At 64.0% G+C, this 24,189-nt stretch carries 22 protein-coding genes and 2 tRNA genes; 14 read left to right on the top strand and 10 right to left on the bottom strand.

Going from position 1 to position 24,189, the window contains the following annotated elements; genetic code table 11:
* Position 1: 1 nt before the first annotated feature.
* From LB554_RS14195 to hemP, 4 genes are read right to left on the bottom strand one after another with little or no spacing between them, the layout of a single operon-like run.
* Complete coding sequence (locus LB554_RS14195) at positions 2 to 1,102, bottom strand: FecCD family ABC transporter permease (protein ID WP_224585135.1); 1,101 nt, start codon at positions 1,100 to 1,102, stop codon at positions 2 to 4.
* Positions 1,103 to 1,107: 5 nt separating this feature from the next.
* Complete coding sequence (locus LB554_RS14190) at positions 1,108 to 2,016, bottom strand: hemin ABC transporter substrate-binding protein (RefSeq protein WP_224585134.1); 909 nt, start codon at positions 2,014 to 2,016, stop codon at positions 1,108 to 1,110.
* Positions 2,017 to 2,026: 10 nt separating this feature from the next.
* The gene (locus LB554_RS14185) at positions 2,027 to 3,088 is read right to left on the bottom strand and encodes a hemin-degrading factor (protein ID WP_224585133.1); all 1,062 of its coding nucleotides are present in this window, start codon (positions 3,086 to 3,088) and stop codon (positions 2,027 to 2,029) included.
* A 23-nt stretch (positions 3,089 to 3,111) separates the two neighbouring features.
* Positions 3,112 to 3,318, bottom strand: coding sequence for a hemin uptake protein HemP (gene hemP, locus LB554_RS14180; RefSeq protein WP_015317483.1), 207 nt, complete (start codon positions 3,316 to 3,318; stop codon positions 3,112 to 3,114).
* 198 nt (positions 3,319 to 3,516) lie between these two features.
* Between hemP and LB554_RS14175 the strand changes: the two genes are divergently transcribed.
* The 4 genes from LB554_RS14175 (at position 3,517) to LB554_RS14160 (ending at position 7,652) form a co-directional block, all read left to right on the top strand.
* On the top strand, positions 3,517 to 5,706 hold the full coding sequence (locus LB554_RS14175; protein ID WP_140661084.1) for a TonB-dependent hemoglobin/transferrin/lactoferrin family receptor: 2,190 nt from the start codon (positions 3,517 to 3,519) through the stop codon (positions 5,704 to 5,706).
* A 2-nt stretch (positions 5,707 to 5,708) separates the two neighbouring features.
* Positions 5,709 to 6,146, top strand: a complete 438-nt coding sequence (locus tag LB554_RS14170; protein ID WP_015317481.1) for a hypothetical protein — start codon at positions 5,709 to 5,711, stop codon at positions 6,144 to 6,146.
* An 81-nt stretch (positions 6,147 to 6,227) separates the two neighbouring features.
* The gene (locus LB554_RS14165) at positions 6,228 to 7,280 is read left to right on the top strand and encodes a TonB family protein (protein ID WP_318013205.1); all 1,053 of its coding nucleotides are present in this window, start codon (positions 6,228 to 6,230) and stop codon (positions 7,278 to 7,280) included.
* A gap of 57 nt (positions 7,281 to 7,337) precedes the next feature.
* Positions 7,338 to 7,652 (top strand): antibiotic biosynthesis monooxygenase family protein, encoded by a 315-nt coding sequence (locus LB554_RS14160; protein ID WP_015317479.1) that lies wholly within the window; start codon positions 7,338 to 7,340, stop codon positions 7,650 to 7,652.
* 8 nt (positions 7,653 to 7,660) lie between these two features.
* Here LB554_RS14160 and putA read toward each other — a convergent pair whose 3' ends face one another.
* On the bottom strand, positions 7,661 to 11,269 hold the full coding sequence (gene putA / locus LB554_RS14155; RefSeq protein ID WP_140792271.1) for a bifunctional proline dehydrogenase/L-glutamate gamma-semialdehyde dehydrogenase PutA: 3,609 nt from the start codon (positions 11,267 to 11,269) through the stop codon (positions 7,661 to 7,663).
* Between the two features lie 163 nt (positions 11,270 to 11,432).
* Between putA and LB554_RS14150 the strand changes: the two genes are divergently transcribed.
* A complete protein-coding gene (locus LB554_RS14150; protein ID WP_015317477.1) occupies positions 11,433 to 11,885 on the top strand; it encodes an Lrp/AsnC family transcriptional regulator in 453 nt (150 codons plus the stop codon).
* Position 11,886: 1 nt separating this feature from the next.
* Here the strand turns inward: LB554_RS14150 and LB554_RS14145 are convergent, their stop codons facing one another.
* On the bottom strand, positions 11,887 to 13,086 hold the full coding sequence (locus tag LB554_RS14145; protein ID WP_224585132.1) for a cytochrome-c peroxidase: 1,200 nt from the start codon (positions 13,084 to 13,086) through the stop codon (positions 11,887 to 11,889).
* 7 nt (positions 13,087 to 13,093) lie between these two features.
* Entirely contained in the window at positions 13,094 to 13,543 is a 450-nt protein-coding gene (locus LB554_RS14140) for a FixH family protein (RefSeq protein ID WP_041163818.1), read from the bottom strand.
* Positions 13,544 to 13,694: 151 nt separating this feature from the next.
* On the opposite strand from LB554_RS14140, the gene LB554_RS14135 reads away from it, so the two are divergent.
* Entirely contained in the window at positions 13,695 to 14,618 is a 924-nt protein-coding gene (locus LB554_RS14135; protein ID WP_224585130.1) for a sugar kinase, read from the top strand.
* 5 nt (positions 14,619 to 14,623) lie between these two features.
* Here LB554_RS14135 and LB554_RS14130 read toward each other — a convergent pair whose 3' ends face one another.
* The 3 genes from LB554_RS14130 to LB554_RS14120 form a co-directional block, all read right to left on the bottom strand.
* Positions 14,624 to 15,646, bottom strand: a complete 1,023-nt coding sequence (locus LB554_RS14130; protein WP_224585129.1) for an aldose epimerase family protein — start codon at positions 15,644 to 15,646, stop codon at positions 14,624 to 14,626.
* Between the two features lie 86 nt (positions 15,647 to 15,732).
* Positions 15,733 to 17,190, bottom strand: coding sequence for an NAD-dependent succinate-semialdehyde dehydrogenase (locus LB554_RS14125; RefSeq protein ID WP_140661079.1), 1,458 nt, complete (start codon positions 17,188 to 17,190; stop codon positions 15,733 to 15,735).
* A gap of 181 nt (positions 17,191 to 17,371) precedes the next feature.
* Entirely contained in the window at positions 17,372 to 18,322 is a 951-nt protein-coding gene (locus LB554_RS14120) for an AEC family transporter (RefSeq protein WP_140822004.1), read from the bottom strand.
* Positions 18,323 to 18,379: 57 nt separating this feature from the next.
* Here LB554_RS14120 and LB554_RS14115 point away from each other — a divergent pair, with 57 nt between their 5' ends.
* From LB554_RS14115 to LB554_RS14080, 8 genes are all read left to right on the top strand, one after another.
* Positions 18,380 to 18,622, top strand: a complete 243-nt coding sequence (locus LB554_RS14115) for a hypothetical protein (protein WP_224585128.1) — start codon at positions 18,380 to 18,382, stop codon at positions 18,620 to 18,622.
* Positions 18,623 to 18,716: 94 nt separating this feature from the next.
* Positions 18,717 to 19,265 carry a histidine phosphatase family protein gene (locus LB554_RS14110; protein ID WP_015317470.1) on the top strand — a complete coding sequence of 183 codons (549 nt, stop codon included), beginning with the start codon at positions 18,717 to 18,719 and terminating at the stop codon, positions 19,263 to 19,265.
* Between the two features lie 229 nt (positions 19,266 to 19,494).
* A tRNA-Tyr gene (locus LB554_RS14105) sits at positions 19,495 to 19,568 on the top strand.
* A gap of 1 nt (position 19,569) precedes the next feature.
* Positions 19,570 to 19,634: transfer RNA gene (locus LB554_RS14100), tRNA-Met, on the top strand.
* A 357-nt stretch (positions 19,635 to 19,991) separates the two neighbouring features.
* Entirely contained in the window at positions 19,992 to 21,134 is a 1,143-nt protein-coding gene (locus LB554_RS14095) for a slipin family protein (protein ID WP_224585126.1), read from the top strand.
* Between the two features lie 175 nt (positions 21,135 to 21,309).
* Complete coding sequence (locus LB554_RS14090; RefSeq protein WP_010909964.1) at positions 21,310 to 21,591, top strand: acyl carrier protein; 282 nt, start codon at positions 21,310 to 21,312, stop codon at positions 21,589 to 21,591.
* Positions 21,592 to 21,646: 55 nt separating this feature from the next.
* A complete protein-coding gene (locus LB554_RS14085) occupies positions 21,647 to 22,837 on the top strand; it encodes a beta-ketoacyl-ACP synthase (protein WP_140792266.1) in 1,191 nt (396 codons plus the stop codon).
* Positions 22,838 to 22,881: 44 nt separating this feature from the next.
* Positions 22,882 to 24,153, top strand: coding sequence for a beta-ketoacyl-ACP synthase (locus tag LB554_RS14080; protein WP_140714886.1), 1,272 nt, complete (start codon positions 22,882 to 22,884; stop codon positions 24,151 to 24,153).
* Positions 24,154 to 24,189: the final 36 nt, after the last annotated feature.

The following is a 24,189-nucleotide window of genomic DNA, read 5'->3' as shown; positions in this document are numbered from 1 at the left end:
CTCACAAATCGATCACGCCGCGCCTGCGCAGCAATATCCACAGGAAGAACGGCGCGCCTGATATCGCGGTGACGATGCCGATCGGCAGCTCGGCCGGCGCCACGATGGTGCGGGCGACCGCATCGGCGAGCAGCAACAACGAGGCGCCGAGCAGCGCCGAGGCCGGCAGCAGGTAACGATTGTCGGGTCCGATCAGCAGTCGCAGCAGATGCGGCACGACGATGCCGACGAAGCCGATGCCGCCGCTGACGGCGACGGAGGCGCCGACCGCCGCCGAAACGCCGATGATGGCGGTGTATTTCAGCCGCTGCACCGGAATGCCGAGATGGCCGGCGGTCGCTTCGCCCAGCGCCAGCGCGTTAAGGCCGCGGGCCAGGAACGGCATCGCCGCCAGTGCCAGGACGATTATGGGTCCTACGGAAGCTATCTTGGCCCATGTCGCACCGCCGAGCGATCCCAGTGACCAGAAGGTCAAGTCGCGCAGCTGGCGATCGTCGGCCATGAATATGAGGATTCCGGTCAGCGCCATGGCAAGTGCCGCCAGGGCTATGCCCGCGAGCAGCATGGTGGCGACCGAGGTTTGCCCACGTCGCGTGGCGACCTGATAGAGCGCCAATGTGGTGACGAGACCGCCGACGAACGCCGCAAGCGGCAGCGCCAGCGTTCCGAGCAAGGCGGTCACCGGCGCCAGCACGGTCCCGCCAAGAACGATGATGACCACCGCGCCAAGGCTGGATCCTGCGGAAACGCCGATCAGACCGGGGTCGGCGAGCGGATTGCGGAACAGTCCTTGCATGACGGCGCCACAAACCGCGAGCGCCGCACCCACCAACATGCCGAGGATGACGCGTGGCATGCGGATGTCATGGACGATCAAGCTGTCGCGGGCGTTGAGCGCCGCATCGCCGGGGACGGAGCCAAAGAGCCAATCCCTGAAGACGGTCACGGCGGATGCATCCGATGCGCCGGATGTGAGCGAAAGCAAGATGGCGATCGCCAAGCCCAGGCACAGCAGAAGGATGACGGCACGGGCGCGGCCGGAACGATCCCCTTCGGATGCCCTAATCGGCTTCGCCGGACCTGCGATCGACTGGTCGGCCATGATGCTCAGTCCGTGACCTGTGCGCCATAAAGCGAAACGGCGAGATCATGGATCGCGTCGGCCGTGCGCGGCCCGAAGCCGAGTAGATAGGCGCCATCGATGCGGATCAGCTTGCGCGCCGTTCCGGCCGGCGTTGAGGCGATGGATGGATTGCCGAACACTTCGTCGTCCGAGACCGGCGGCCCCGCATTGCTCATCATCAGGATCACGTCCGGCCTTGCGGTGATGATCGCTTCGTCCGACATTTGCTTGTAGCCGGAAAAGCCTTCCACCGCATTGACCCCGCCCGCCAGCTTGACCATGCCGTCGGCCGCGGTTTCGCTGCCGGCCGCCAGGATCTTGCCACCCTGCGTCGAGAGAATGAACAGCACGCGCCTGCGCTCCTTGATCGAGGCTGTCCGCTTTTCGGCGGCTGTGAGTTTCGCATCGAGCGCCCTGGCCAGCACCTCGGCCTTGGCCTCGACCCCGATCGCCTTGCCGACAATGCGGACCTTCTGGAGGATGCCTTCGCGGTTGTACTGCTCGGGCACTTCGATGAACGGAATGCTGGTCTTCTTCAGCACGTCGACGGCTTCCCTGGGGCCGCTGCCGTGCAATGCCAGTATGCCCGTCGGATTGACCGACAAGACGCCTTCCGGCGACAGCTGGCGCATGTAACCGACATCAGGCAGGTCGAGCGCGGCCTTTGGATAGAGGCTGGTGGAATCGCGCGCCACCAGATGTCTCTCCTCGCCAAGCGCATAGACGATCTCGGTGATGGAGCCGCCAATGGCGGCGATCTTCGAAGGATCGGCGAACACCGAAACGCCTTCGGTGGCGCCGACTGGTTGCAGCGCGGCGACAGCCATGGAAAGGCCGATTGCATAACTGACCATCGATCCGCGCAGGGCGGACGGTCTCGAAACAAAACGCATCACACTTTCCTCAGGCTGCCGTCGGGTTCGGGATGCGCGGCAGGTGCTCGGCCAGAAAACGCCAGTCGTCGCGCTCGCTTTCGCCTTCATGGCGCTTGCCGAAGAACTGGATGATCATGTCGCCATTGGCGGCATAGACCTCGAGCGATGTGACATGGCCGTCCTTGGTCGGTTTGCGCACCGCCCAGACTTCATGGATGTGGTCGGTGCGCAGGTGCAGGTGGAAGGTCTCGTCGAGCACGTTGATCCACGGCCCCATGGGCTTGATCGATTTGATCGGACCGGAGTGGATCTGGATGCAGCCGCGGTTGCCCACGAAGCACATGATCGGCATCTCGCTTTCAGCGGCGTGATGGAACATGGCGCGCACCGCGTCATTATCGAGCAGCCAGGCGTAGTCCTGGCCAACCATGCGCACCGCCTGGCGGCGGCTGAGCTTCAGCGTCTTCAGCATGCCGAAGAACTGGTGCACGTCCGTCAGCCGGCTCCAGCGGTCACGCAGGTCGTCCAGGCTCGCCGTCGATGCCCCGGCCTCGCTTTCCTCATCGAGAACCGTCCCTGAAATGTCGATCGTCGGCTCCTGGTTCGGCGATTCCAGCGAGGCGACCAGTTTCTGGTAGGCATGGAGGCTGGAGGCCGGGCGCAGATGCACCTTGTGCACCGCGTCGCCGGCCGCATCGAAGAACTGCAGGCTGCGGCGGATGTCGTCGCCGTCGCGCTTCTCCACGGCAAAGCCATGCGCCCAGATTTTCGGAAAAATGCGCAGGTCGATGTTCTCGCCGAGCACCATGGCATTGTGATTGCCGGTGACGACCTTGTCATAGACGCCGATCTTCTCGTGTACGGCGCTTTCGTTGCGGGTCAGCGCCATAACCTCGCCAACGGCCTCGATACCGGTCAGAAGGTCGTTGACGCGCGGTTCGACGCGGACGGCGCCGTCGCCGCAATGCGCGGCCACCAGCTCGGCCTCCGAAATACCGAGTTGGGCGGCCAGGTCACGCTCGCGCGCTTTCGGATTCTCGGTCCGGGCCCGCCGGATTTCATGCGGAGCGGGTTTTACGCGCTGGTCCATGTCTTTACCTCTGATGCCTTGCCTTACTTGTTGAGAATGAGCTTGCCCTGGCGGGTGATCTTCAGCCGGTAGAGCGCGCCATGATGCTCGATGCCGATTTCGTGCTCGCCCTGGAACAGCGTGTTGCTGGACAGCGTCCGCACCGCCAGCGAGACCCGATCGAAACGGGTGGAGGTATCGTCGGAACGGCGGACGCGATAGCGAAACTCGTTGGGATTGTGCGTGTTCATCTGGGTCGATCCCTTTCCTGTGCCGGGCATCTGGCTAGGCGTTGCGAATTGCCGATTCATTTCTTGACTTGAATAATCATGTTTACTAGTCAGTGCAATACCGGACTAAATGAGTCAACATTTAAGATGCCGGATACGATCAAAATGCCAGCAAGCCCCGGGCCAGCCAGCATGGAACCTGGGATTTGGAGTTGGGGCATGGGGTTGATAAGTTGGGAACGGCGCGGCCGGTCGGCGGCGAACGGTGCGGCGGCTTTGCTCGCAAGCGTGGCGGCGATCGCTCTGTCCGCGCCATCGGCGCACGCGCAACCTGCGACGCAGGCGGCGAGCGAGCAGACGGATCAATCGAAGAAGACTGACCAGCAAAAGGCAGCCCCCGCGGGCGCTACGTTGCTCGACAGGATCCTGGTGCTCAGCCGCACCGGCGAAACGGCGATACAGTCGCTGGCCTCGGCCAGCCATGTCGACCAGGAACAGCTCGATCGCCGCATGGCGACAACGCCGAACGAGATGCTTTTCGGTGTGCCTGGCGTCGCTGCGCAGGCCGACGCCAGGCGCGTCAGCACCAGCATCAACATCCGCGGCCTGCAGGATTTCGGCCGCGTCGCGGTGATCGTCGATGGCGCGCGCCAGAATTTCCAGCGTTCCGACCACGGCACCCAGTCGACCTTCTATATCGATCCCGAGCTCGTCAAATCCGTCGACGTGATCCGTGGTCCTGTCGCCAACACCTATGGCTCGGGCGCCATTGGCGGCGTCGTCTTCTTCGACACCAAGGATGCGGTCGATTTCCTCAAGCCCGACGAGACGTGGGCCGGTTCCGTCACCGGACGCTACGAGAGCAACGGCAAGGGCTGGACCACGAGCGCCACCGGTGCCTATCGCATCAATGAGAACTGGGACGTGTTGGGCAACATCGTTTACCGCGACTACGACAACTACAAGGACGGCGACGGTGACACCGTCAACGGCACCGGCTTCGACGTGCTGAGCGGCCTGCTCAAGACGACGATCCGGCCAACCGAGAACAGTGAGCTCAAGCTCGGCTGGGTCGGTTCGAGCGACGGCTGGGACGAGACCAGCGGCGGCGTGCCGGTCAACGATGTCGACCTGAAGTCGAACACCTTCACGGCCCGCTACAACATCACGGACGAAGACAAGAGCTGGCTCGATCTCCACATCAACACGTCCTACAACAAGACAAATCTCGACCTGACCAGTCTCGCGCCGCAGAACCGCTTCGATCCGGTGACCGGTCTTCCCGTGGTGCTGCCGGCAGGATCACTGTCGACATTCGATGTCGGCACGACCGGCATCGATATCTGGAACACGTCACGGTTCGAAACGAACGGCATCGCGCATGAACTGACCTATGGCGGCGATTGGGTCGGCGACAACGTCAAGACGGGTGGCGCGGCCGGGGGCGACAGTTTCTACACGCCGTCGGGCAAGCGCAACGTGTCCGGCGCCTACGTCCAGGACAAGCTCACCTGGGACTGGCTCGAAGTCGTCGCTGGCCTGCGCTACGACAGCTACAGCCTGAAGGATGACATGCATGATATTTCCGGCGACAGGCTATCCCCGCGCGTCACCGTCGGTGTCTCGCCGTTCGAGAGTGCCGGGCTTGCCGGCCTGCAATTCTACGGCACTTATGCGGAAGGCTACCGCTCGCCCTCGATCACGGAAACGCTGATCAGCGGCAATCATCCCGCCGGCGTCAGCTTCCCGTTCCTGCCCAATCCAAATCTGCGGCCTGAAACCGGCAAGACGACCGAGTTCGGCGTCAACTACAAGCAGAACGACATCTTCGAGCCGGGCGACGCCTTGCGCCTGAAAGCAGCCTATTTCAACAACGATGTCGACGACTATATCGACGGCGTAACGCTGTCGCCGTTCGCTCCAGGCAGTGGCTGCCCCTTTGGCCCCGGAATCCCGATCTGCTTCCAGTATCAAAATTTCGCCAAGGCCAAGATCAACGGCTTCGAGCTGGAGGGCGTCTATGACGCGGCATGGGGCTATGCCGGCCTCTCGGCCTCGATCACGGATGGCCACACCATTTCCTACAAGGGTGTGGAAGCCGACCTCGCCACTATCCCCTCCTCTCAGGTCACCGCTCAGCTTGGCCTGCGTTTCCTCGAGGACAAGCTGACCGTCGGCGGTGAGGTGCAGTATAACGGCAAGCCGAAGGGCAATGCCGTCGCGACGGACTACACACTGGTCAATGCTTTCGCCAGCTATCAGGCGACCGACAATCTGAAAGTCGATTTCCGCGCCGACAATCTGTTCGACGTCAAATACGCCAATCCGCTGAACGGCAGCACCACGGTTGCGGTCTACGAACCCGGTATCACGCTGAAGCTAGCGGCAACCATGCGCTTTGGAGGCTGACCATGACGCCCTTGACGGCATCCCTTCGTTTGCTGACCTCGACGCTGGCGATGTCGCTGACGACAATTCCGGCGTGGGCTGAGCAGTCCGCGCCGGTCCTGACCCTCGAACTCAATGCCGCGCAGCCTTCCGGCAAGGGCTGCCGGCTGACCTTCCTGGTCAGCAACAATCTCGGCGCCGACCTGACCAAGGCGGCGTTCGAGATCGCTCTGTTCAACAAGGCCGGCATCGTCGACCGGCTGACCGTGCTCGACTTCAAGGACCTGCCGCACGGCAAGACCAAGGTGACACGCTTTGACCTGGCCGGCACCGACTGCACCAAGGTCAGCCGCGTGCTGGTCAACAGCGGAACGGATTGCGCTGGCACGGGCGTCGAACCAACTGCCTGCATGCGCAAGCTGAAGACGGACACCAGGACCGGCATCGCTTTCGGCGTCTGAAGTGGGACTGCATAAGAAAAGACCGTGGCAGGGCCGCTGGCCGGCTTCGATTGCTTACCGGTTGAGGCAGCCGATCTTGATTTGACAAGTCTGCGCGTATCGCTGCAATTTCGCGCCCGCGACATGCAGGAAATCAGTCCACTCCCCGACGCTGGCAGCGAGTTGGCAATAGCGCCGGCAGAGCGACTTGCCCAGGCACGACCGCAAGCCAGCAACGGCAAGTGGCAGGCTGCGATCGCCATCTCCTGCCTGGTCCATGCCGGCGTGGCGGCGGCTTTTCTGATCTCGTCCGCCGGCAAGTTCGATTCGAGGGAGGCAGAGCAGTCGGAAGGCGGCGATCACAAAGGTGACAAGGTCGCCGGCAGTGCATTGGACAAGTACCCGGCGGCAATGAATGTCACGCTGGTGCCACCCCCGCCGACGGCCAAGCCTCATCCGGCAAAGGCGGCCAGGCCGGCGCCGACTAAACCTTCACAGCCCGCGCAGGAACCGGCGACACACGCTCCCGAGCCTGCCCGTGACGCCGCGAAGCAGGCTTCGGAGCCCTCGGCGGAACCGGTCAAACAGCCCGTGGCCACGCCGGACATACTGGTGGCGGCAACCCCGCGCCCGGACGACCAGAGCGTGGCTGCCAGGACAGAAACGCCGGCACAGCCGAACGCCCAGGCCGAAACCACCGAAATTCCTGTCACCGTTCCCGACCAACCGCCGATCCCCGTTGCAAGGCCAACTCCGGCGGCTGCCCCTGCCACTGCTGGAGCAGCTAATGAACGGAGCGGCACGGCCGATGGCCAGGACCGGCTGGCGGAAGCGGCCAGCAAGGGCAAAAGGCAAAAAGACCCAGGCAGCGCCGCGGAAGACAGCTACCGCGGCAACGTCTTTCGAAAGCTCGGCAGCGTCAATCGTACTCTCCCGCCTTCGCTGCAATTGGCCGCGCGCAACAATGCGGTTGTGGCATTCGCCATAGGCAGGAAGGGCGACATAGACCAGTTGCGCATTCTGGAAAGCTCAGGATCGCCGACTTTCGACGAGGCCGCGCTTGGCATCGTGCGCAAGGCCGCTCCCTTCCCTCCAATTCCGTCACAGGCATCGAACCCGAGCTTGGAGTTCGAGGTCGGCATCGGCCCGTTTTGACTAGGCCCGGGACAAACGTTGCGGCGCAACCATCAACATCCGCGTGAAAGGGACCCCATGTACATCGCCATGAACCGCTTCAAGGTCCAGACCGGCTCGGAGGGCAACTTCGAAGCCATGTGGAAGAACCGCGACTCCAGCCTGGCCGAGATGAAGGGTTTTCGCGAATTTCACCTGCTGCGCGGCCCGGTCAACGAGACCGAGGGCTACACGCTGTTCGCGTCGCACACGGCGTGGGCAAGTCACGATGATTTCGTCGCCTGGACCAAGTCGGAGAACTTCCGCGCCGCCCACCGGAATGTCGGCACGACGAAAGTCCACTATCTCGGCCACCCGCAATTCGAGGGCTTTTCCGTCGTCGAGGGCGCGTAGATGCCGACCTATGCGGCGGCCAAGAGGCTGGCATTGCCACCCGCGGCGGTCGTGTCGACGCAGACCGCCCGCTCATGCGCATAAGCCGCCGGATAAAGCACCTCGCTGACCAGCGGGACGATCGGCCCGCTGCGCTCGGCGATGACCTTGCGCACGATGCGCGCCGCCTCGGGCGTGCCTGAAAAAGCAACCACATCGACGCGCAGCGAGCGCGCCTCGACAGGATCGGGGCGGCCGTCGATGGCCGCCAGCGGCAGGCCTTTGCCGGTCAATGCCGAGAGCGCAGCCGGTGCGCCCGGCGCAACAGCCAGCACCGCATTGCCGGCGGCGAGCGCCTGGATGGTCTGCGCCAGCAGCGTGTCGCCGTCCGGCCCCAAGCACAGCACCCGGCCGCGCGGCGACAGCGACAGCGTGTTGGCCTCGCCGGTCGGCCCGGGCAGATCGACCTGGCCGAAATCAATGCTGGCGGCGGCACCGATCGCGGCCGCGCCCTTGCCGCGAAGATGCTTCCTGAGGATGGCGACCCGGTCCGGCCGCGTCGACCAGCCGCCGAGAGCGGGATCGGGCAGATTGTCGGCCAGTTCGGTCGCGGTCACCTTATGGCCTTCGCCGACTTCCGTGCCCGCTTCAGGCCCTTTGCGGAAACGCCTGAGATAGTGCGGCCCGCCGGCCTTTGGCCCGGTGCCGGACAGGCCCTCGCCGCCAAATGGCTGCGAACCGACGACAGCGCCGATCTGGTTGCGGTTGACATAGATGTTGCCGGCATGGATGCCGTCGACGAAATGCTGCACCCGGCCCTCGATACGGGTGTGCAGGCCGAAGGTCAGGCCGTAGCCCTTGCGGTTGATGGCGGCGATGACGCTGTCGATCTGGTCGGCGTCGAAGGTCGCGACGTGCAGCACCGGACCGAACACTTCGCGCTCCATCTCCTCGATGCCCTTGACCCGGAAGACATGCGGCGCGACGAAGCGGCCATCCTTGGGCGCCTCAAGTTTAGCGATCAGCCGGCCCTGCAGGCCCATCGTCGTGCAATAATCGCGGATCGAACTTTGCGCGTCATCGTCGATCACCGGACCGACATCGGTCGAAATCCGCCAGGGATCGCCGACATTGAGCGCCTCCATGGCGCCTTTCAGCATCTCCAGCATCTTCTTCTCGACGTCTTTCTGGACATAGAGCACGCGCAACGCCGAGCAGCGCTGGCCGGCACTCTGGAAGGCCGACGCGAGGATGTCACGCACCGCCTGCTCAGGAAGTGCCGTGGAATCGACGATCATGGCATTGAGGCCGCCGGTCTCGGCGATCAGCATGGCGTCCGGCGCCGCGGTCTCGGCCAATTGCTTTTCGATCAGCTTGGCGACCTCGGTCGAGCCGGTGAAGCAGACGCCGGCAATACGCGGGTCCGCTGTCAGCGGACCACCGACCGACGGGCCGTCCCCGGGCAGGAGTTGGATGACGTCTTCCGGCACGCCGGCCTCGCGCAGCATCTCGACGGCGCGGAAGGCGATCAGCGGGGTCTGCTCGGCTGGCTTGGCGATCACTGAATTGCCAGTGACAAGTGCTGCCGCGATCTGGCCGGTGAAGATGGCGAGCGGGAAATTCCACGGCGAGATGCAGACGATGGCGCCGCGCGCTTGCGTGCCCGTTTCGGCGTTCGCCGCCTCGGTGGCGTAATAGCGCAGGAAGTCGACCGCCTCGCGCACTTCGGCGACGCCGTCGGCCAGCGATTTGCCGGCCTCGCGCGTGGCGAGCGCGAAGAACTCGACGGCATTGGCCTCGTAAAGATCGGCGGCACGGTTGAGGATAGCGGCACGCTCGGCGACCGGGCGTTTTGCCCACGCCGGCTGCGCCTCGACAGCGATGCGCACGGCGGTTGCGACCTGCTTGGCGGCGGCCTCGTGAACCGTGCCGACCACCTCGGAAGGCTTTGCCGGATTGAGGATCGGGCGCTGCTTGCCGTAGCCGGCGGCGCGCGTGATCGGCTTGGCGTGCCAGCGATCGGGACCCGCAAATGCCGCTCTGGCCTGCTCGATCGCCGCCAGCGTCACCGTGTCGGTGATGTCGAATCCCTTCGAGTTGCGGCGCCCGATCCCAAAGATCTGGGAAGGCCGGGCAATCGCCGGATTGGCGGCGGGACCCTGGCTTTCAACCGTTTCCAGCGGATCGCGTGCGATATCCTCCGGCTCGACCTCCTCGTCGGTCAATTGGTGCACGAAGGAGGAGTTGGCGCCGTTTTCCAGGAGCCGGCGGACCAGATAGGCCAGCAGGTCCGAATGCGCGCCGACCGGCGCATAGATACGGCAACGCGTGCCTTCGGCCTTGCGCACCGTTTCGTGCAAAGCCTCGCCCATGCCATGCAGGCGCTGGAATTCGAAGGTGTCGCGACTGTCAGCCATCGACAGGATGGCGGCGACGGTGTGCGCGTTATGGGTGGCGAACTGCGGATAGATGCGGTCGGTCATGCCAAGCAGCTTTTTCGCGCAAGCCATGTAGGAGACGTCGGTGTTGGCCTTGCGCGTGAACACGGGATAACCGGCAAGCCCGAGTGTCTGCGCCCGCTTGATCTCCGTGTCCCAATAGGCACCCTTGACCAGCCGGACCATGATGTTGCGATTATGCTTGTTGGCCAGGGCATAGAGCCAATCGATGGTGAAAGCCGCGCGCGGACCATAGGCCTGCACGACGACGCCAAAGCCGTTCCAGCCGGCGAGTTCCGGCTCGGCCAGCACCCGCTCGATCACGTCGAGCGACAGGTCGAGACGATCCGCCTCCTCGGCGTCGATGTTGAGCCCCATCCGCGAATGCCGTGCGGCCAGGGCCAGCGACAACAGCCGCTCGGCCATCACAGGCAGCATCTCTTCCTTTTGCGCTTCTTCGTAGCGTGGATGCAGTGCCGAAAGCTTGACGGAGATGCCATGGTTCTGGCGGATATCTGGCCCGTTCGAGCCAGCATCGAGCGAGGAAATGGCGTCGGCATAGGCCTTGTGATAGCGCAGCGCGTCCGCCTCGGTGCGGGCCGCCTCGCCCAGCATGTCGAAGGAGTAGAGGTAACCCTTCTGCGTCATTGGCCGGCCGCGCTTGACGGCTTCCGCGATCGTGCGGCCAAGCACGAACTGCTCGCCCATCTCGCGCATGGCTGCGGCCACTGCCTTGCGGATGACCGGTTCGCCCAGCCGGCGCACCATCGAACGCAGCGTGCCTTCGATACCGCCCTCACCTTCATCGAGCACGCGGCCGGTTAGCATCAGCGCCCAGGTCGAGGCGTTGACGAAGATCGAACTCGAACCGCCCGAATGCGCCGACCAGTCGTGCGGCGCGATCTTATCGGCGATGAGATCGTCCATCGTCTCTGTGTCGGGTACGCGCAGCAGCGCCTCGGCCAGGCACATCAGCGCCACGCCTTCCTTGGTGGAGAGGCCGTAGGCCGAGAGGAAGACTTCCATCAGCCGGGGATCGGACGAACCGCGCACCGCCCGCACCAGGTCGGCCGCACGCGCCGAGATCGCCTTACGGTCTCCGGCCGAAAGCCCGGCCGCCTCGGCTAATCGCTTAACCGCTGCGTCTTCGTCGGGCAAATAATTGGCGCGGATCTGCTGGCGGATGGCGTCGAGCGGCATGGCGGTCCTATGAGCAAGCACAAGGGAACGGGCCGGCGGTCACCGGACCGAATGGCGCAAGCTAGCACAAGTGCCAGATTTCAGGCGGTCTGAAAAAATCGACAGGGCAGCTCAATTGATCTATCATGTTTCCGAAAAATTGCTCATTCGGGCTGCAGTTTCGATGACAGAAGATCAATTGGACCGCATCGACAGGAACATCCTGTCGGCACTGGCCGGCAATGGCCGGCTTTCCATGTCGGAACTGGCGGTCAAGGTCGGCCTGTCGAAGACACCGGTGCAGGCGCGGGTGAAGCGGCTGGAGAAGGACGGCTATATCAGGGGATACCAGGCGATCATCGACCGCGAACGCATGGGCGAAGGCCATGTCGCCTTCGTGCAGGTGAAATTATCGGACACCCGATCCGCCGCGCTCGATGCCTTCAACCGCTCCGTACAAGCCGTGCCGGAAATCGAGCAGTGCCACATGATGGCGTCGAGCTTCGACTATCTCCTTAAGGTCCGCACGAAGGACATCGCCGCCTATCGCCGCGTGCTCGGTGAGCGCATCTCCGCCCTGCCCCACGTCGCCCAGACCTCGACCTTCGTGGCGATGGAGACGGTCAAGGACAGGTAACCTATTCCGATAGCGTCTTCAGGAACGCCACCAGTGCGGCGCGCTCGCGGTCCGAGAGCTCCAGCGGGTGAATTTCAGAACTGCCCTCGACGCTTGGCGCAGCCTTGGCATAGTGAGCGACGACCTCGTCGAGCGATGAAAACTGCCCGGCGTGCATGTAAGGCGGCCGCGTCGCCGCACCGCGCAGCGACGGCGTCTTGTAGGCGCGCACAAGTTCCGGCGCATCCTTGACCATGAAGCGCAGCTCGCCGCAGGCACTGGCCTCGCCATCGCGATAGGCTCCGAAGCAGTTGAACGGGTCGGCCTCGACCTGGGCCACCGCATCGACGCGCCCACGATCCGCCGGCAGGCCGGCAGCAGGCGGTACACCCGTGTTGTGAAAACCGTTGTCGCTGAAGCCCGGGCCGTTGTGGCAGCTCACGCAATTGGCCTTGCCGACGAACAGTTTCAACCCAAGGATTTCCTCCGTGGAAAAGACGGCATCGCCTTTCGGCTCGGCGCCTGTCGCAAGGTCCAGCGCAAAGCGGTCGAAGCGTGTCGGTGCCGGCTCGATCGAGCGTTCGAAAGCGGCGATCGCCTTGCCGATATTGGCATAGACGCCGTTGATTGCGTCGCGCTGCGCATCGCTCATCGCGTTCCAGGCGGTTTTTTCGGCATCGCTTCCAAGCGGGCTGGCATTTGGCGGAATGCTGGACAAATCAGGCAATGGCCCGAAGATGCGCTCATAGCGTTCGCCGAAACGCGCCTTCATGTAATGCGCGTAGGCAGCACGGTTTCCCGCCTGTTCCAACGGGTTTTCGAGCGGTGTCAGCGCCTGCGCCCACAGGCTGTCGCGCCGTCCATCCCAGAAGAACCAGGGGTCGCGCGCCACGCCGGCCAGCGGCATGGTGCGCCGGTTGGTGTGGCCGACTCCGACCGCCTGCGGCAGGTCGTCCTGGAACTGCCGGTCGATCTTGTGGCAGGTCGAGCAGGACACCGCACCGTCGCGGCTCATCCCGACGTCGAAGAACAGCGTCGAGCCGAACGCCGCCGCGGCCGGCTCATCGGCGAAGCGGTTGGTGGTATCAGGCTTCAGCGCCGGCAGCGTATTCAGCGCGAGCGATGCAATCGTCTTCTTCTCGGCATCGGAAAAATCCGGCTTGCCGCAACCGGCAAGGATGGCTGCCACCGTCAGTGCCAAAAAGCAGAAAAAGCGCCTCATCGACCGCTCACAGCACCACGTTGAACAGCACAGTGTCGGAGCCCGCGCCGGACGATATGGCGAAACGCAGTTGCCACCAGCCGCTCATGGTGAATTTCACCCCTTCGATGCGGTAGCGTCCCTCGCCTAGATAGTCGGTCGCCTGCGGGCTGGTCGGCAGACCGTGATTGTGTTGCGGCATGCCACCGGAGATGGCAATCGCGGCTCGCTCCACCGAGGCCCCCGTCTTTGTCTTCAGCGTCAGAAGCCAGGATTCCAGTTCGCCCTGCCGCACGACGCCCCGTTCCGGCACGAAACTCGCTACGTACAACCCGTTGTCGGTTTTTTTCGTCCGCGAGACATCCGGGCCGGCGGGCTGTGCCGAATGCGGCGCGGTCAGATAAACGGCCGCGAGAACGCCGACCAGCAAAGCAGCCAGACCAAGACCTGCCAGGAGATAACGCCATAACGATGCCAAACCGGTTCCTCTTTCGCAGATAACGTCCTGCCGGGCGGATCGCATCCCGCCAGCCTGTGGGAAAACGCTGTGGCGGAAAAAAGCCTGCTTGCCAAGCATGGCGCTGCGTTCGGCAAAAAGCTACAGCACCGAAAGCACTGGAGGATTGCAGATGGTGGGAAACGGCGTCGCCTCGATCGGCGAATGCATGCTGGAACTGTCGGGCCAGACCGGGCCGAACTGGCGCATGGGCTTTGCCGGCGACACGTTCAACACGCTGTGGGCGCTGCATGCCCTAAGCGCTGACCGGCCGGCAACCTATGTCTCGGCCTTCGGCGACGACCCTTTCTCGCAGGGCCAGATCGACTTCTTAGCCGAAAACGGCATCGGCATCGGCTCCAGTCCGGTCATACCGGGCGCGCGCCCCGGCCTCTATGCCATCACGCTGACCGGCGCCGAGCGCTCCTTCACCTACTGGCGCGGCGACGCCGCCGCCAGGCAGCTCGCCTCGGACCCGGCGGCACTGGCGAAAAACCTGGAAAATCAGGCGCTTGTGTACTTCTCCGGAATCACTTTGGCAATTCTCGATGAGGCCGCGCGCCAGACGCTGCTGGCCGCAGTGGCAAAGGCGCGCGCGGCGGGCTCGCTGATTGCCTTCGATCCCAACTATCGGCCGCGGCTCTGGCGTAACCGCGAGGACGCGCAAGCAGCGATTGCCCGGGCGCTTGCGGTTACCGACATCGCGCTGCCGACGTTCCCGGACGAGCAGATGCTGTTCGGCGATGACACACCGCAGGCGACCGCCGAGCGCCTCGGGCAATTGGTCAAGGAGGTCGTGGTCAAGAACGGCGAGGCACCGGCGTTGATTGGCAAGGGTGGAGCGCTGCGGGAGGTCGCCGCAATCCACGTGCCTGCGCCCGAGGACACGACCGGTGCCGGCGATTCCTTCAACGGCGGCTATCTCGCCGCACGGCTTGGCGGGATTGCCCCGGCGGACGCTGTCCAGCGTGCGCACCGCGTCGCCGCCGCCGTCGTGCAGGTCCGCGGCGCATTGGCGCCGTTCGAGACGCTACGGGCGGCGTTCGGCCAGTCCTGAAAAAGTCAGCCCTGCCGGAACCGATATTCCGTCACGTGGTGGTAGATCGCGCCAGGCCATAGCGTCGCCTGCGGGAAATACGGCCGGTTCGGCGCGTCGGGCCATATCTGCGGCTCCAGACAGAAGCCGCTGAAGGCCTTGTAGTCCCGCCCTTCCAGGCCGGTGCGTGGCGTCACATATTGCCCGGTATAAAGCTGGACGCCGGGCTCGGTGGTCCAGACTTCCATCTCGACGCCGGAACTCGCCCCTTGCACCCAAGCTGCCTGCCTGAGCGGACCGCGCGCCGCGGCCAGGCAGAAATTCTGGTCGTAGGGTAACTGTTCGCCCTCGGTCTCCATGCGCAGCGGCCGCGCCTGGCGAAAATCGAAAGGCGTGCCGTCGACCGGCTTGACCACCCCGGTCGGGATCATGTCGCCGTCGACAGGCAGATAGGCGCCGGCGTTCAGCATCATCCGATGGTCGAGAATGTCGCCGGTGCCGCCATCGTCGAGATTGAAATAGGAATGCTGGGTGAGATTGCACGGCGTCGGCTCCTCGCAGGTCGCCGTCAGTTCGACGCTGAGCGTGCCGGGAATTTTCAGCCGGTAGGTGCAGGTAACGTCGAGCGCTCCGGGAAAGCCCATCGCGCCATCGGGATCATGCAGCGTCAGCGTGACGAAGTCCCTGCCATGCAGCGAAACCGCCCATGGCCGGTGGGAATAGCCTTGCGAGCCGCCATGCAGCGTATGCTTGTCCAGGAAGTTGCGCTCGGTCTGATAGCGGTTGCCGCCAATTGTGAAACGAGCGTCGCCGATGCGGTTGGCGTAGCGCCCAACCACCGCCCCGAAGAAGCCGGTATCGGTCTCATACGCTTCCAGAGTGCTGTAGCCGAGAACCAGCGGCGCATCATGCCCGGCCAGGCGCAGGTCCTGGACGATGGCGCCGAGCCCGATGATGTTGGCGGTGAGGCCGCCGCCCCTGATCGTGAAGCGGCGGACCGGTTCGCCTGCCTGCGTCGTGCCGAAAACCTCGCCGTCCTTCATCATCATGCCCGCAAACGTCAGTGGATCCAAAGGACTTCGGCCGGTTCTTCAGCCTCGAGGCAGGTTTACGAGCCTGCCTCCGGACTAGCCTATCAGAGGCCGAGGCCGCCGATGCACACGTATTTGGTATCGAGGTAATCCTCGATGCCCTGATGTCCGCCTTCCTTGCCAAGTCCGGATTCCTTGACGCCGCCGAACGGTGCTTCAGGTGTGGTGATCAGCCCTTCATTGACGCCAACCATGCCGTATTTCAGGCCTTCCATGACCCGGAAGGCGCGGCCGAGATCGCCGGTGTAGAAGTAGCAGGCAAGGCCGAACTCCGTGTCGTTGGCGAGCGCCACGGCCTCTTCCTCGGTCTCGAACTTGAACACGGGTGCGACCGGCCCAAAAATCTCTTCCTTCATAAAGCGCATTTTCGGCGTCGCGTTGGCGATGACCGTCGGCTGGAAGAACGAACCGCCGAGCGCGTGGCGCTTGCCCCCGGCGACGACCTTGCCGCCCTTGGCCGTGGCGTCGGCGATCAGCTCCTCGACCTTCTCGACCGCCTTCTCGTCGATTAGCGGCCCCTGCTGGACGCCCTCTTCCAGGCCGGAACCAACCTTCAGCCCGTTGCTGGCCGCGGCGAGTTTCTCGACGAACTTGTCATAGACGCCAGCCTGGACCAGGAAGCGGTTGGTGCAGACGCAGGTCTGGCCGGAATTGCGATATTTGGCGGTGATCGCGCCGGCCACCGCACGCTCGATATCGGCGTCGTCGAAAACGATGAACGGCGCGTTGCCGCCGAGTTCCATCGATACCTTCTTGACGGTCACCGACGATTTCTGGATCAGGATCTTGCCGACTTCGGTCGAGCCGGTGAAGGTGATCTTCTTGACCAGCGGATTGGCGCAAATCTCGTCGCCGATCTCGCCGGCGGCGCCGGTCAGGATGTTGACGACGCCCTTGGGAAAGCCGACTTCCTCGGCAAGCGCCCCCCAGGCAAGGCCGGAATACGGCGTCTGCGAGGCCGGCTTGACGACAGCGGTGCAGCCCGCGGCAAGTGCGGGACCAAGCTTGCGGGCCAGCATCGAGGACGGGAAATTCCACGGCGTGATGGCGGCGATGACACCGACCGGTTCTTTCGTCACCAGGATGCGGCGGTCCGCCCATGGCGAGGGCACGACATCGCCATAAGTGCGGCGGCCTTCTTCGGCGAACCACAGGATGTAGGCGGCAGCCGAACCGATCTCGCCCTTGGATTCGAACAGCGACTTGCCCTGCTCGATGGTGAGCAGTTCGGCCAGGACGTCCTGATTGTCCATCATCGCGTCATGCAGCTTGCGCAGCAGCTTCGAGCGCTCGAGCGCGGTCGTCTTGCGCCAGGTTTTGAAAGCCTCATCGGCGGCCTCGATGGCGCGGCGAGTTTCTGCCTTGCCCGACTTCGGTACGGTGCCGATCTTGAGGCCTGTAGCCGGATTGTTCACATCGACCGTCTGGCCGCTGTCGGCCTGCACCCATTCGCCGTTGATGAGATTGGCCTGCCGCATGAAATGGCTGGTTTTCTGAAGCATGGTCTAGCCTCCGTTCGGCGCTCACGGGCCGCTATCTGGATGTCTTCGGTAAAGCGCAGGCAGGGCCCCGCGCTGGAGCCATTGCTCTTAACCTAGGGAAAGCCCCGCAAGCAATCGCAAGATGGCATATAGGGGTTGGACCAGCACAAGACGAGCGCGTTGGCGTACGGCGTCGCCAACCTTATCCGAAAACATGCAGGACAACCGTCAGCCAGAAAGCGGTGGTGATCGCCGCGCAGGCCGTGGCGATGGTCATCTGGTTCGATGCCAGCGCCTGGCCGGTGTTGAACTGCACCGCGATGAGATAGGAATTGATGCCGGAGGGCAGCGCCGCCACCACAACCGCCACCTTGGCGGTCAGGGGCGGCAGGCCGAGCAGCCAGACGAAGGCAAGAACCAGTGCCGGCATCAGGAACAGTTTGAGCGCCGAAAGCGCCAGCGCCGGCCGGACATTGCCTGATATCCCGAAGCGGCGCAGGCTGAGCCCCATGGCAAACAGCGCCACCGGCCCGGCCGTATCGGCCAATGCATCCACCAGGCGCATGGCGAGACCAGGCAGCGGCACGCCGCTGAGCCGCCATGCCAGGCCCAGGACAATGCCGATGATCAGCGGATTCATGAACAGCCGCCTGAGGAAACTTCTGATAACGCGCAAGGGATGCACGTGTTCGCCGCTGCCGCGCCCGAACATCTCGAACAGCACGATCGAAGCCATCATCATGATCGGCAGATGCACCGAGACCAGCAGCGACAGCACTTCGAAGCCGCTCGGACCGAATATGCCAAGGATGAAGGGAGCGCCGAGCAGCACGACGTTGGAGTAGGCAGACGACACCCCGCCGACGACCCCGGCGCGCGCATCGCGACCGAAGATCCGCGTGGTGACGACATGGCCGACGGCCCAGGTGATCGCCACGGCGGTGAAATAGGCACCCCATAGCGGCCATGGCGCCACGCCATGAAAATCGGCATTGACCATGGTCTGGAACAGGAGCAGCGGCATTGCCACCGAGACCGCGAAGTCGGATATCCCCTCGCCGCTCGCCGGTCTCAAATAGCCCGAGAGCCCGGCGAGATAGCCGAGCGCGACAAGACTGAAAACGAACAGGACGGTTTCGGTAAGCGGAGACATTTTTCAGGGATAGGCGAGCCACGGTCGCTGCGCAATCGCACCCGATCATGCTGCTCGATGCCTGCCGCACCAATCCGTTTCCTGCCGATGCCATGGTGCGGCGCGCGCCAAACCGCCTCGGCCGAGCCGATCGGAGCTGGCGGGCTGGAACCGGTGCGCGGCGGCCAGCCCGAATACCTCAAGGCGATTGCCTTCTTCGATAATGCCAAACAGGGCTTTACCGAAGCCGGCTACACGATCCCCATCCCGCTCACCGATCAGAAGATCGATCTGGTGAAGCAGCAGCTCGCCAAAAAGTGAGGCTTGAGACGCGGCTGACGCCCGGCTTGTCTTTGTGCCTGCTTTCCAATCCTTATATGGTTGGAGCCCGACACGGGAGCATGGAAGGGTGGCGATGATCCGGTTAGCCTTGGCGTTGTTCCTGCTTGTCGTCCCCGCCGCCGCGCACGCGACGGACGCCGGCTGGGCGCTGCTGCGCGATGGCGGCCATGTCGTGCTGCTGCGCCACGCCATGGTCACCGGCACCACCGACCCGGCCAATTTCGACATCGGCAATTGCGCCACCCAGGTCAATCTGTCGGCGCGCGGCAAGCAGCAGGCAAGCAAGATCGGCGCCCTGTTTGCCGCCCGCGCGGCTCCCATCGAGCGCATTTTGTCCAGCCGCTATTGCCGCTGCCTCGACACCGCGCGCACCGCCTTCGAGGCCGAGCCGGAGCTGTTCGCACCGCTCGATCTCCTGAAGGGTGACGATGCGCAGAAAGCAGCGCAGATCGCCGCCATCATGAAGGAAATCCGCGCCTATTCCGGCTCCGACAATCTGGTCCTGGTCACCCATCTCGAAAACATCGTGGCGCTGACCGGCGTGTCGCCGCGCGAAGGCGAAGCAGTGGTGGTCGAGCCGCAAGGCGACGGCTTGCGCGTACTCGGCCGCGTCACCTTCTGAGACAACTGCTCCCGAACGCGGGCGCGGCAATGAGTGTTGCCGAAATGCCACCGCCGAAAGAAGCCGCGAATTCGGCACGACAATGTCGCTTGCGACAACCCGTCGCAGGGGCTATAGGCGCGCTCCCGGTCACGAAAACCGAAGCGAGCACAACGGTTGGAGCTTTCGTCTCCGCCCGTGCAGACGGCTTTGCCGCCCTGTATACGGCGCCGCTTTGGGGATTGGGATCGCGGATGTAGCTCAACTGGGAGAGCGCCGGACATAATCCGGAGGTTGTGGGTTCGAGTCCCGTCGTCTGCACCACGGATAGCTCAGTTGGTAGAGCATCAGACTCATAATCTGATTGTCGAAGGTTCGATTCCTTCTCCATTGGCTCGATAAGCCAGCACCCTGCCAGGTGTTATCTGAAACGGTCCGGGGACTGGAATGCTGAAGACGTGACGGACGGCCGAGGCCTTCGGGCCAGAACGTATCGAAAAGTCCGATGCCATCGGCTCGCGGCCAGGCTCGCGGTGATGGTCAAGGCGCAGTGTCGCCGGCAAGGGAGGCTCGCCTCCGGCGCCCGCTTCGCTGCCCCGCGATCCGCTCCCGCAGGCCCGCCGCGCATCGATGCCACCAGTCCCCGGATCATTCGTGTCCGGAATTGGAAGCGAAACGAGAAACGAAGGGAAGATCGACGCATGACGTGACGCCTCGCATGGGGCCATGCCCGACAGGAGTAAGACAATGACTATTCTCGATACAGTTCTTGGGCGCGAGCGCGTCCTCGTTAGGGAAAACGAACGTGCCCTCACTCTCTACAAGGGAGAGATCAAGGCTGTCCTGCTGCCGGGTGAGCACTGGCTCGCCAACCGGAACCAGAGCCTTGAGGTGTCCCGGCACGATCTGAAGAGCCCGGAATTCGTTTCGGCGTACGAGAAGGCGTTGTTCGACAAGCTCCCGGACGTGGCCGCGCGTCATTTCACCGTCGTGCGCACCGGGCGCACGGAAGTTGCCGTCATCGAGCGTGACGGCAACCTGCATTCCGTGCAGGCCCCCGACCGTAAGCTGGTACTGTGGACCGATGCCGGACCGTGGAAGGTGACGGTGATCGACACCTCGGCCGATCTTGCGATCGATCCGGCTATCATGCGCCGGCTCGGCCAGGCTCGGAAGGCGGAATTGATGTCCGTTCACCCGGTTGTCGACGGCCAGGCCGGGCTGCTGTTCATCGACGGTGTCCTTGTGCGGACGCTTGCCGCTGGCGTGCACGGCTTCTGGACCGTCGGACGGATGGTGCAGATCAAGGTCGTCGACCTCAAGCGCCAGTCGCTCGATGTGGCCGGGCAGGAAGTGCTGACCAGGGATCGCGTCACGATCCGCGTCAACATCGCGGCCGAATACCGGGTCATCGACCCGGTCAAGGCGGTGAGCGCGGTGAAGGACTTCTCCGAGGCCCTCTACCGCGCCCTGCAGTACGCGTTCCGCAAGACGCTGGGCGCGCTCACGCTCGACCAGATCCTCGAAAAGAAGGTGACGGTCAACGAGGAAGCGGCGGCCAAGGTCCGTGCCGACATGGCCGAGATCGGGGTCGAGGTCAGCGATATCGCGCTCAAGGATGTCATCCTGCCGGGTGAGATGCGCGAGATCCTCAACCAGGTGGTTTCGGCCGAAAAGCAGGCCGAGGCCAACGTCATCCGCCGCCGCGAGGAGACGAACGCCACGCGTTCCCTGCTCAACACGGCCAAGGTGATGGCGGAGAACCCGGTGATGCTGCGGCTGAAGGAGCTCGAGGCTCTGGAAACCATCGCCGGCAAGGTCGAGCGGCTGACCGTCCACAACGGAACGGTCGGGCTGCTGAACGACCTTGTCAAGCTCCGCGACAGCTGAGCTTACGTAGCGTCAACGGAAGGGCCGCCGAGTCGACCGGCGGCCCTTCTTGCGTTTCCTGGGCATCCTACCCATCTGCGCCCGGCTTAACAGGCCTTTTCCTGCCGGGAAAAACCGATTAGACAGCGCCCAAACGAATGCGGACAGATTCCGCCCGCAAAGAAGGAAAAGCCCCTTGTCTACAACGTTCGACAAAGTCGCCAAGATCATTGCCGACACCAGCGAGATCGATATCGACACCATCACGCCCGAGAGCCACACCATTGACGATCTCGGCATCGACAGCCTCGACTTCCTGGACATCGTGTTCGCCATCGACAAGGAATTCGGCATCAAGGTGCCGCTGGAAAAGTGGACCCAGGAAGTCAATGACGGCAAGGCTTCGACCGACGATTACTTCGTCATGAAGAACCTGTGCGCCAAGATCGACGCGCTGGTTGCCGCCAAGACCGCCTGAGGTCATCAGGGCGCGTGACTTGACGCGCTCCGTCACCTGACCCACAAAGCCGCTCATGAGCAGCCCCCACCACGTCGTCATCACAGGTATCGGCCTTGTTTCCTCGCTGGGGGAAGGTCCCGACGCCCATTGGCAAAAGCTGGCGCAACCGGGCCGGGAGCCGGTGCTCGAGGCCGGGCGCTTCGCGCCCTACACGGTTCATCCACTACCCGAGATCGACTGGAACCTGCAGATCGCCAAGCGCGGCGATCAGCGGCAGATGGAGACATGGCAGAGGCTCGGCACCTATGCGGCGGGCCTCGCGCTCGACGACGCCGGCATCAAGGGCAATGACGAACTCTGCACCACCATGGACATGGTTGTGGCGGCCGGCGGCGGCGAGCGCGACGAAGCGGTCGACGCCGACATTCTAGCCGCTTCGGAAAACCGCAACGACCGCGACGTGCTGCTCAACGAGAAGCTGACCACCGAATTGCGACCGACGCTTTTCCTGGCGCAGCTTTCCAATCTGCTCGCCGGCAACATCTCCATCGTCCACAAGGTGACCGGCTCGTCCAGGACCTTCATGGGCGAGGAAGGCGCTGGCGTCGCCGCCGTCGAGACGGCAGCCGCGCGCATTCGCTCCGGCCAGTCGACGCACATCCTGGTCGGCGGCGCCTTCCAGACGGAACATTCCGACATGCTGCTCGGCTACGAGCTGGCCGGTTACCTGCATCGCGGCCCGTGGAAGCCCGTCTGGCAAAGGCAGGGCGCCGAGGGCGGCGGCGTGGTCTCAGGTTCCGGCGGTGCCTTCCTGGTGCTTGAGCAGCGCGAACACGCGGCAAGCCGCGGACGCAAGATCTACGCTGAACTCGGCCCCGTCGTCTCCGGCCGCGCCAGGCGCGCGCGCGGAGAACTCGACGCCGAGATCGCTCTCCTGCTCAAACAGGCGCTGCCGCTGAACGGCAAGCTGCTCGCCATGTCGGGAGCATCAGGCGCGCATGCGGCAACATCAGCCGAAAAGGCGGCGCTCGACGCCAATCCGGCGATATCGGCGCGCGGTTTTGCAACGTTGACCGGGCACATGAAGGAAGCGCAGTTTCCCTTCGCCGTGGCGCTGGCGGCACTGGCGGTCGACCGCAAGGCCGCCTACCCTGTCTTTGACGCCACGGCCGAAAAGCCATTCGAAGGCATTCCCGCGAGCGTCCTTGCAACGGCGATCGGCTATCACCAATTCGAGGGCATGGCGCTGGTCAACGCCGCTTGAGGCGGCGTCTGGCGAACGCACTGCAGAGATAAGAGGGCTCCCGGATGGCCAATTTCAGAGATCACATGGGCAGGCCCGTCGTTGCCGTTACCGGTATCGGGGTGGTGACCTCGCTCGGCGTCGGCAAATCAGACAATTGGGGCGCGCTGACCTCGGGCAAGTCGGGCATCCACCCGATCACCCGCTTCCCGGTCGATCACCTCAACACACGGATCTCCGGCATGGTCGATTTTCTGCCGTCGAGCTCCAAGGGAGCAAGCCTCCTCACCTATGAACTGGCGGAAACCGCGGCGCAGGAGGCTGTTGGCGAAGCCGGCCTGAATTCCGGCGATTTCGGCGGCCCTCTCTTCCTCGCCTCGCCGCCGGTCGAACTCGACTGGCACGACCGCTTTTCGCTCTATAATTCCGACAAGCAGGATTCCGGCGCCGAAAGGCTGCTGCGCGTGGCGCGCGGCCTGAAGGAACTCGATCTCTTCGAAACCACCCAGTTCGGCTCGATCGCCGACCGGCTCGCCGACCGGTTCGGCACGCGTGGCCTGCCGATCACGCTCTCGACGGCTTGCGCCTCCGGCGCCACCGCCATCCAGCTCGGCGTCGAGGCGATCCGCCGTGGCGAATGCGACCGCGCGCTGTCGATCGGCGCCGACGGCTCGGCGACCGCCGAGGCGCTGATCCGCTTCTCGCTGCTGTCGGCGCTTTCCACCCACAACGACAATCCGGAAAAGGCTTCCAAGCCGTTTTCCAAGGACCGTGACGGCTTCGTGTTGGCCGAGGGATCCGGCGCTCTGGTGCTGGAATCGCTGGAGGCGGCACTTGCCCGCGGGGCCGCCGTTCTCGGCATCCTCAGCGGCTGTGGCGAAAAGGCCGACGATTTCCATCGCACACGCTCCAAGCCGGATGGATCGCCGGCGATTGCCGCTGTCCGGGCCGCACTTGCGGATGCGGGTCTCGGCGAAGACGAGATCGACTATGTCAACGCACACGGCACCTCGACGCCGGAAAACGACAAGATGGAGCACCTGTCGCTGTCGACGGTGTTTGGCGAGCGCATCGGCTCGATGCCGATCTCGTCCAACAAGTCGATGATCGGCCACACGCTGTCGGCGGCGGGCGCGGTCGAAGCGGCGTTTTCGCTGATGACGATGCGCGAAAGCGTCATTCCTCCGACCATCAACTATGACAATCCTGACCCGGCGATCGTGCTCGACGTCGTGCCGAACAAGAAGCGCGATGCGCAGGTTCGCTCCGTTCTGTCGAACTCCTTCGGCTTTGGCGGCCAGAACACTTGCCTTGTCATGGCGCGGGAACCGGTCTAAGCGAGCCCTTTCCGCTTAACAGAACCGACAGGCTCC

Source organism: Mesorhizobium sp. CO1-1-11 (assembly GCF_020164995.1).
Taxonomy (GTDB): Bacteria; Pseudomonadota; Alphaproteobacteria; order Rhizobiales; family Rhizobiaceae; genus Mesorhizobium; species Mesorhizobium australicum.
This window is presented reverse-complemented; position numbering and strand designations above follow the sequence as displayed.

Bases quoted from the DNA above. Each gene is read 5' to 3' on its own strand.
- LB554_RS14160 (WP_015317479.1), top strand. From the start codon at position 7,338: ATGTACATCGCCATGAACCGCTTCAAGGTCCAGACCGGCTCGGAGGGC.
- LB554_RS14145 (WP_224585132.1), bottom strand. From the start codon at position 13,086: ATGAGGCGCTTTTTCTGCTTTTTGGCACTGACGGTGGCAGCCATCCTT.
- LB554_RS14130 (WP_224585129.1), bottom strand. From the start codon at position 15,646: ATGATGATGAAGGACGGCGAGGTTTTCGGCACGACGCAGGCAGGCGAA.
- hemP (WP_015317483.1), bottom strand. From the start codon at position 3,318: ATGAACACGCACAATCCCAACGAGTTTCGCTATCGCGTCCGCCGTTCC.
- putA (WP_140792271.1), bottom strand. From the start codon at position 11,269: ATGCCGCTCGACGCCATCCGCCAGCAGATCCGCGCCAATTATTTGCCC.
- LB554_RS14175 (WP_140661084.1), top strand. From the start codon at position 3,517: ATGGGGTTGATAAGTTGGGAACGGCGCGGCCGGTCGGCGGCGAACGGT.
- LB554_RS14150 (WP_015317477.1), top strand. From the start codon at position 11,433: ATGACAGAAGATCAATTGGACCGCATCGACAGGAACATCCTGTCGGCA.
- LB554_RS14115 (WP_224585128.1), top strand. From the start codon at position 18,380: ATGCCTGCCGCACCAATCCGTTTCCTGCCGATGCCATGGTGCGGCGCG.
- LB554_RS14170 (WP_015317481.1), top strand. From the start codon at position 5,709: ATGACGCCCTTGACGGCATCCCTTCGTTTGCTGACCTCGACGCTGGCG.
- LB554_RS14080 (WP_140714886.1), top strand. From the start codon at position 22,882: ATGGCCAATTTCAGAGATCACATGGGCAGGCCCGTCGTTGCCGTTACC.
- LB554_RS14125 (WP_140661079.1), bottom strand. From the start codon at position 17,190: ATGCTTCAGAAAACCAGCCATTTCATGCGGCAGGCCAATCTCATCAAC.
- LB554_RS14095 (WP_224585126.1), top strand. From the start codon at position 19,992: ATGACTATTCTCGATACAGTTCTTGGGCGCGAGCGCGTCCTCGTTAGG.
- LB554_RS14120 (WP_140822004.1), bottom strand. From the start codon at position 18,322: ATGTCTCCGCTTACCGAAACCGTCCTGTTCGTTTTCAGTCTTGTCGCG.
- LB554_RS14135 (WP_224585130.1), top strand. From the start codon at position 13,695: ATGGTGGGAAACGGCGTCGCCTCGATCGGCGAATGCATGCTGGAACTG.
- LB554_RS14085 (WP_140792266.1), top strand. From the start codon at position 21,647: ATGAGCAGCCCCCACCACGTCGTCATCACAGGTATCGGCCTTGTTTCC.
- LB554_RS14190 (WP_224585134.1), bottom strand. From the start codon at position 2,016: ATGCGTTTTGTTTCGAGACCGTCCGCCCTGCGCGGATCGATGGTCAGT.
- LB554_RS14185 (WP_224585133.1), bottom strand. From the start codon at position 3,088: ATGGACCAGCGCGTAAAACCCGCTCCGCATGAAATCCGGCGGGCCCGG.
- LB554_RS14195 (WP_224585135.1), bottom strand. From the start codon at position 1,102: ATGGCCGACCAGTCGATCGCAGGTCCGGCGAAGCCGATTAGGGCATCC.
- LB554_RS14110 (WP_015317470.1), top strand. From the start codon at position 18,717: ATGATCCGGTTAGCCTTGGCGTTGTTCCTGCTTGTCGTCCCCGCCGCC.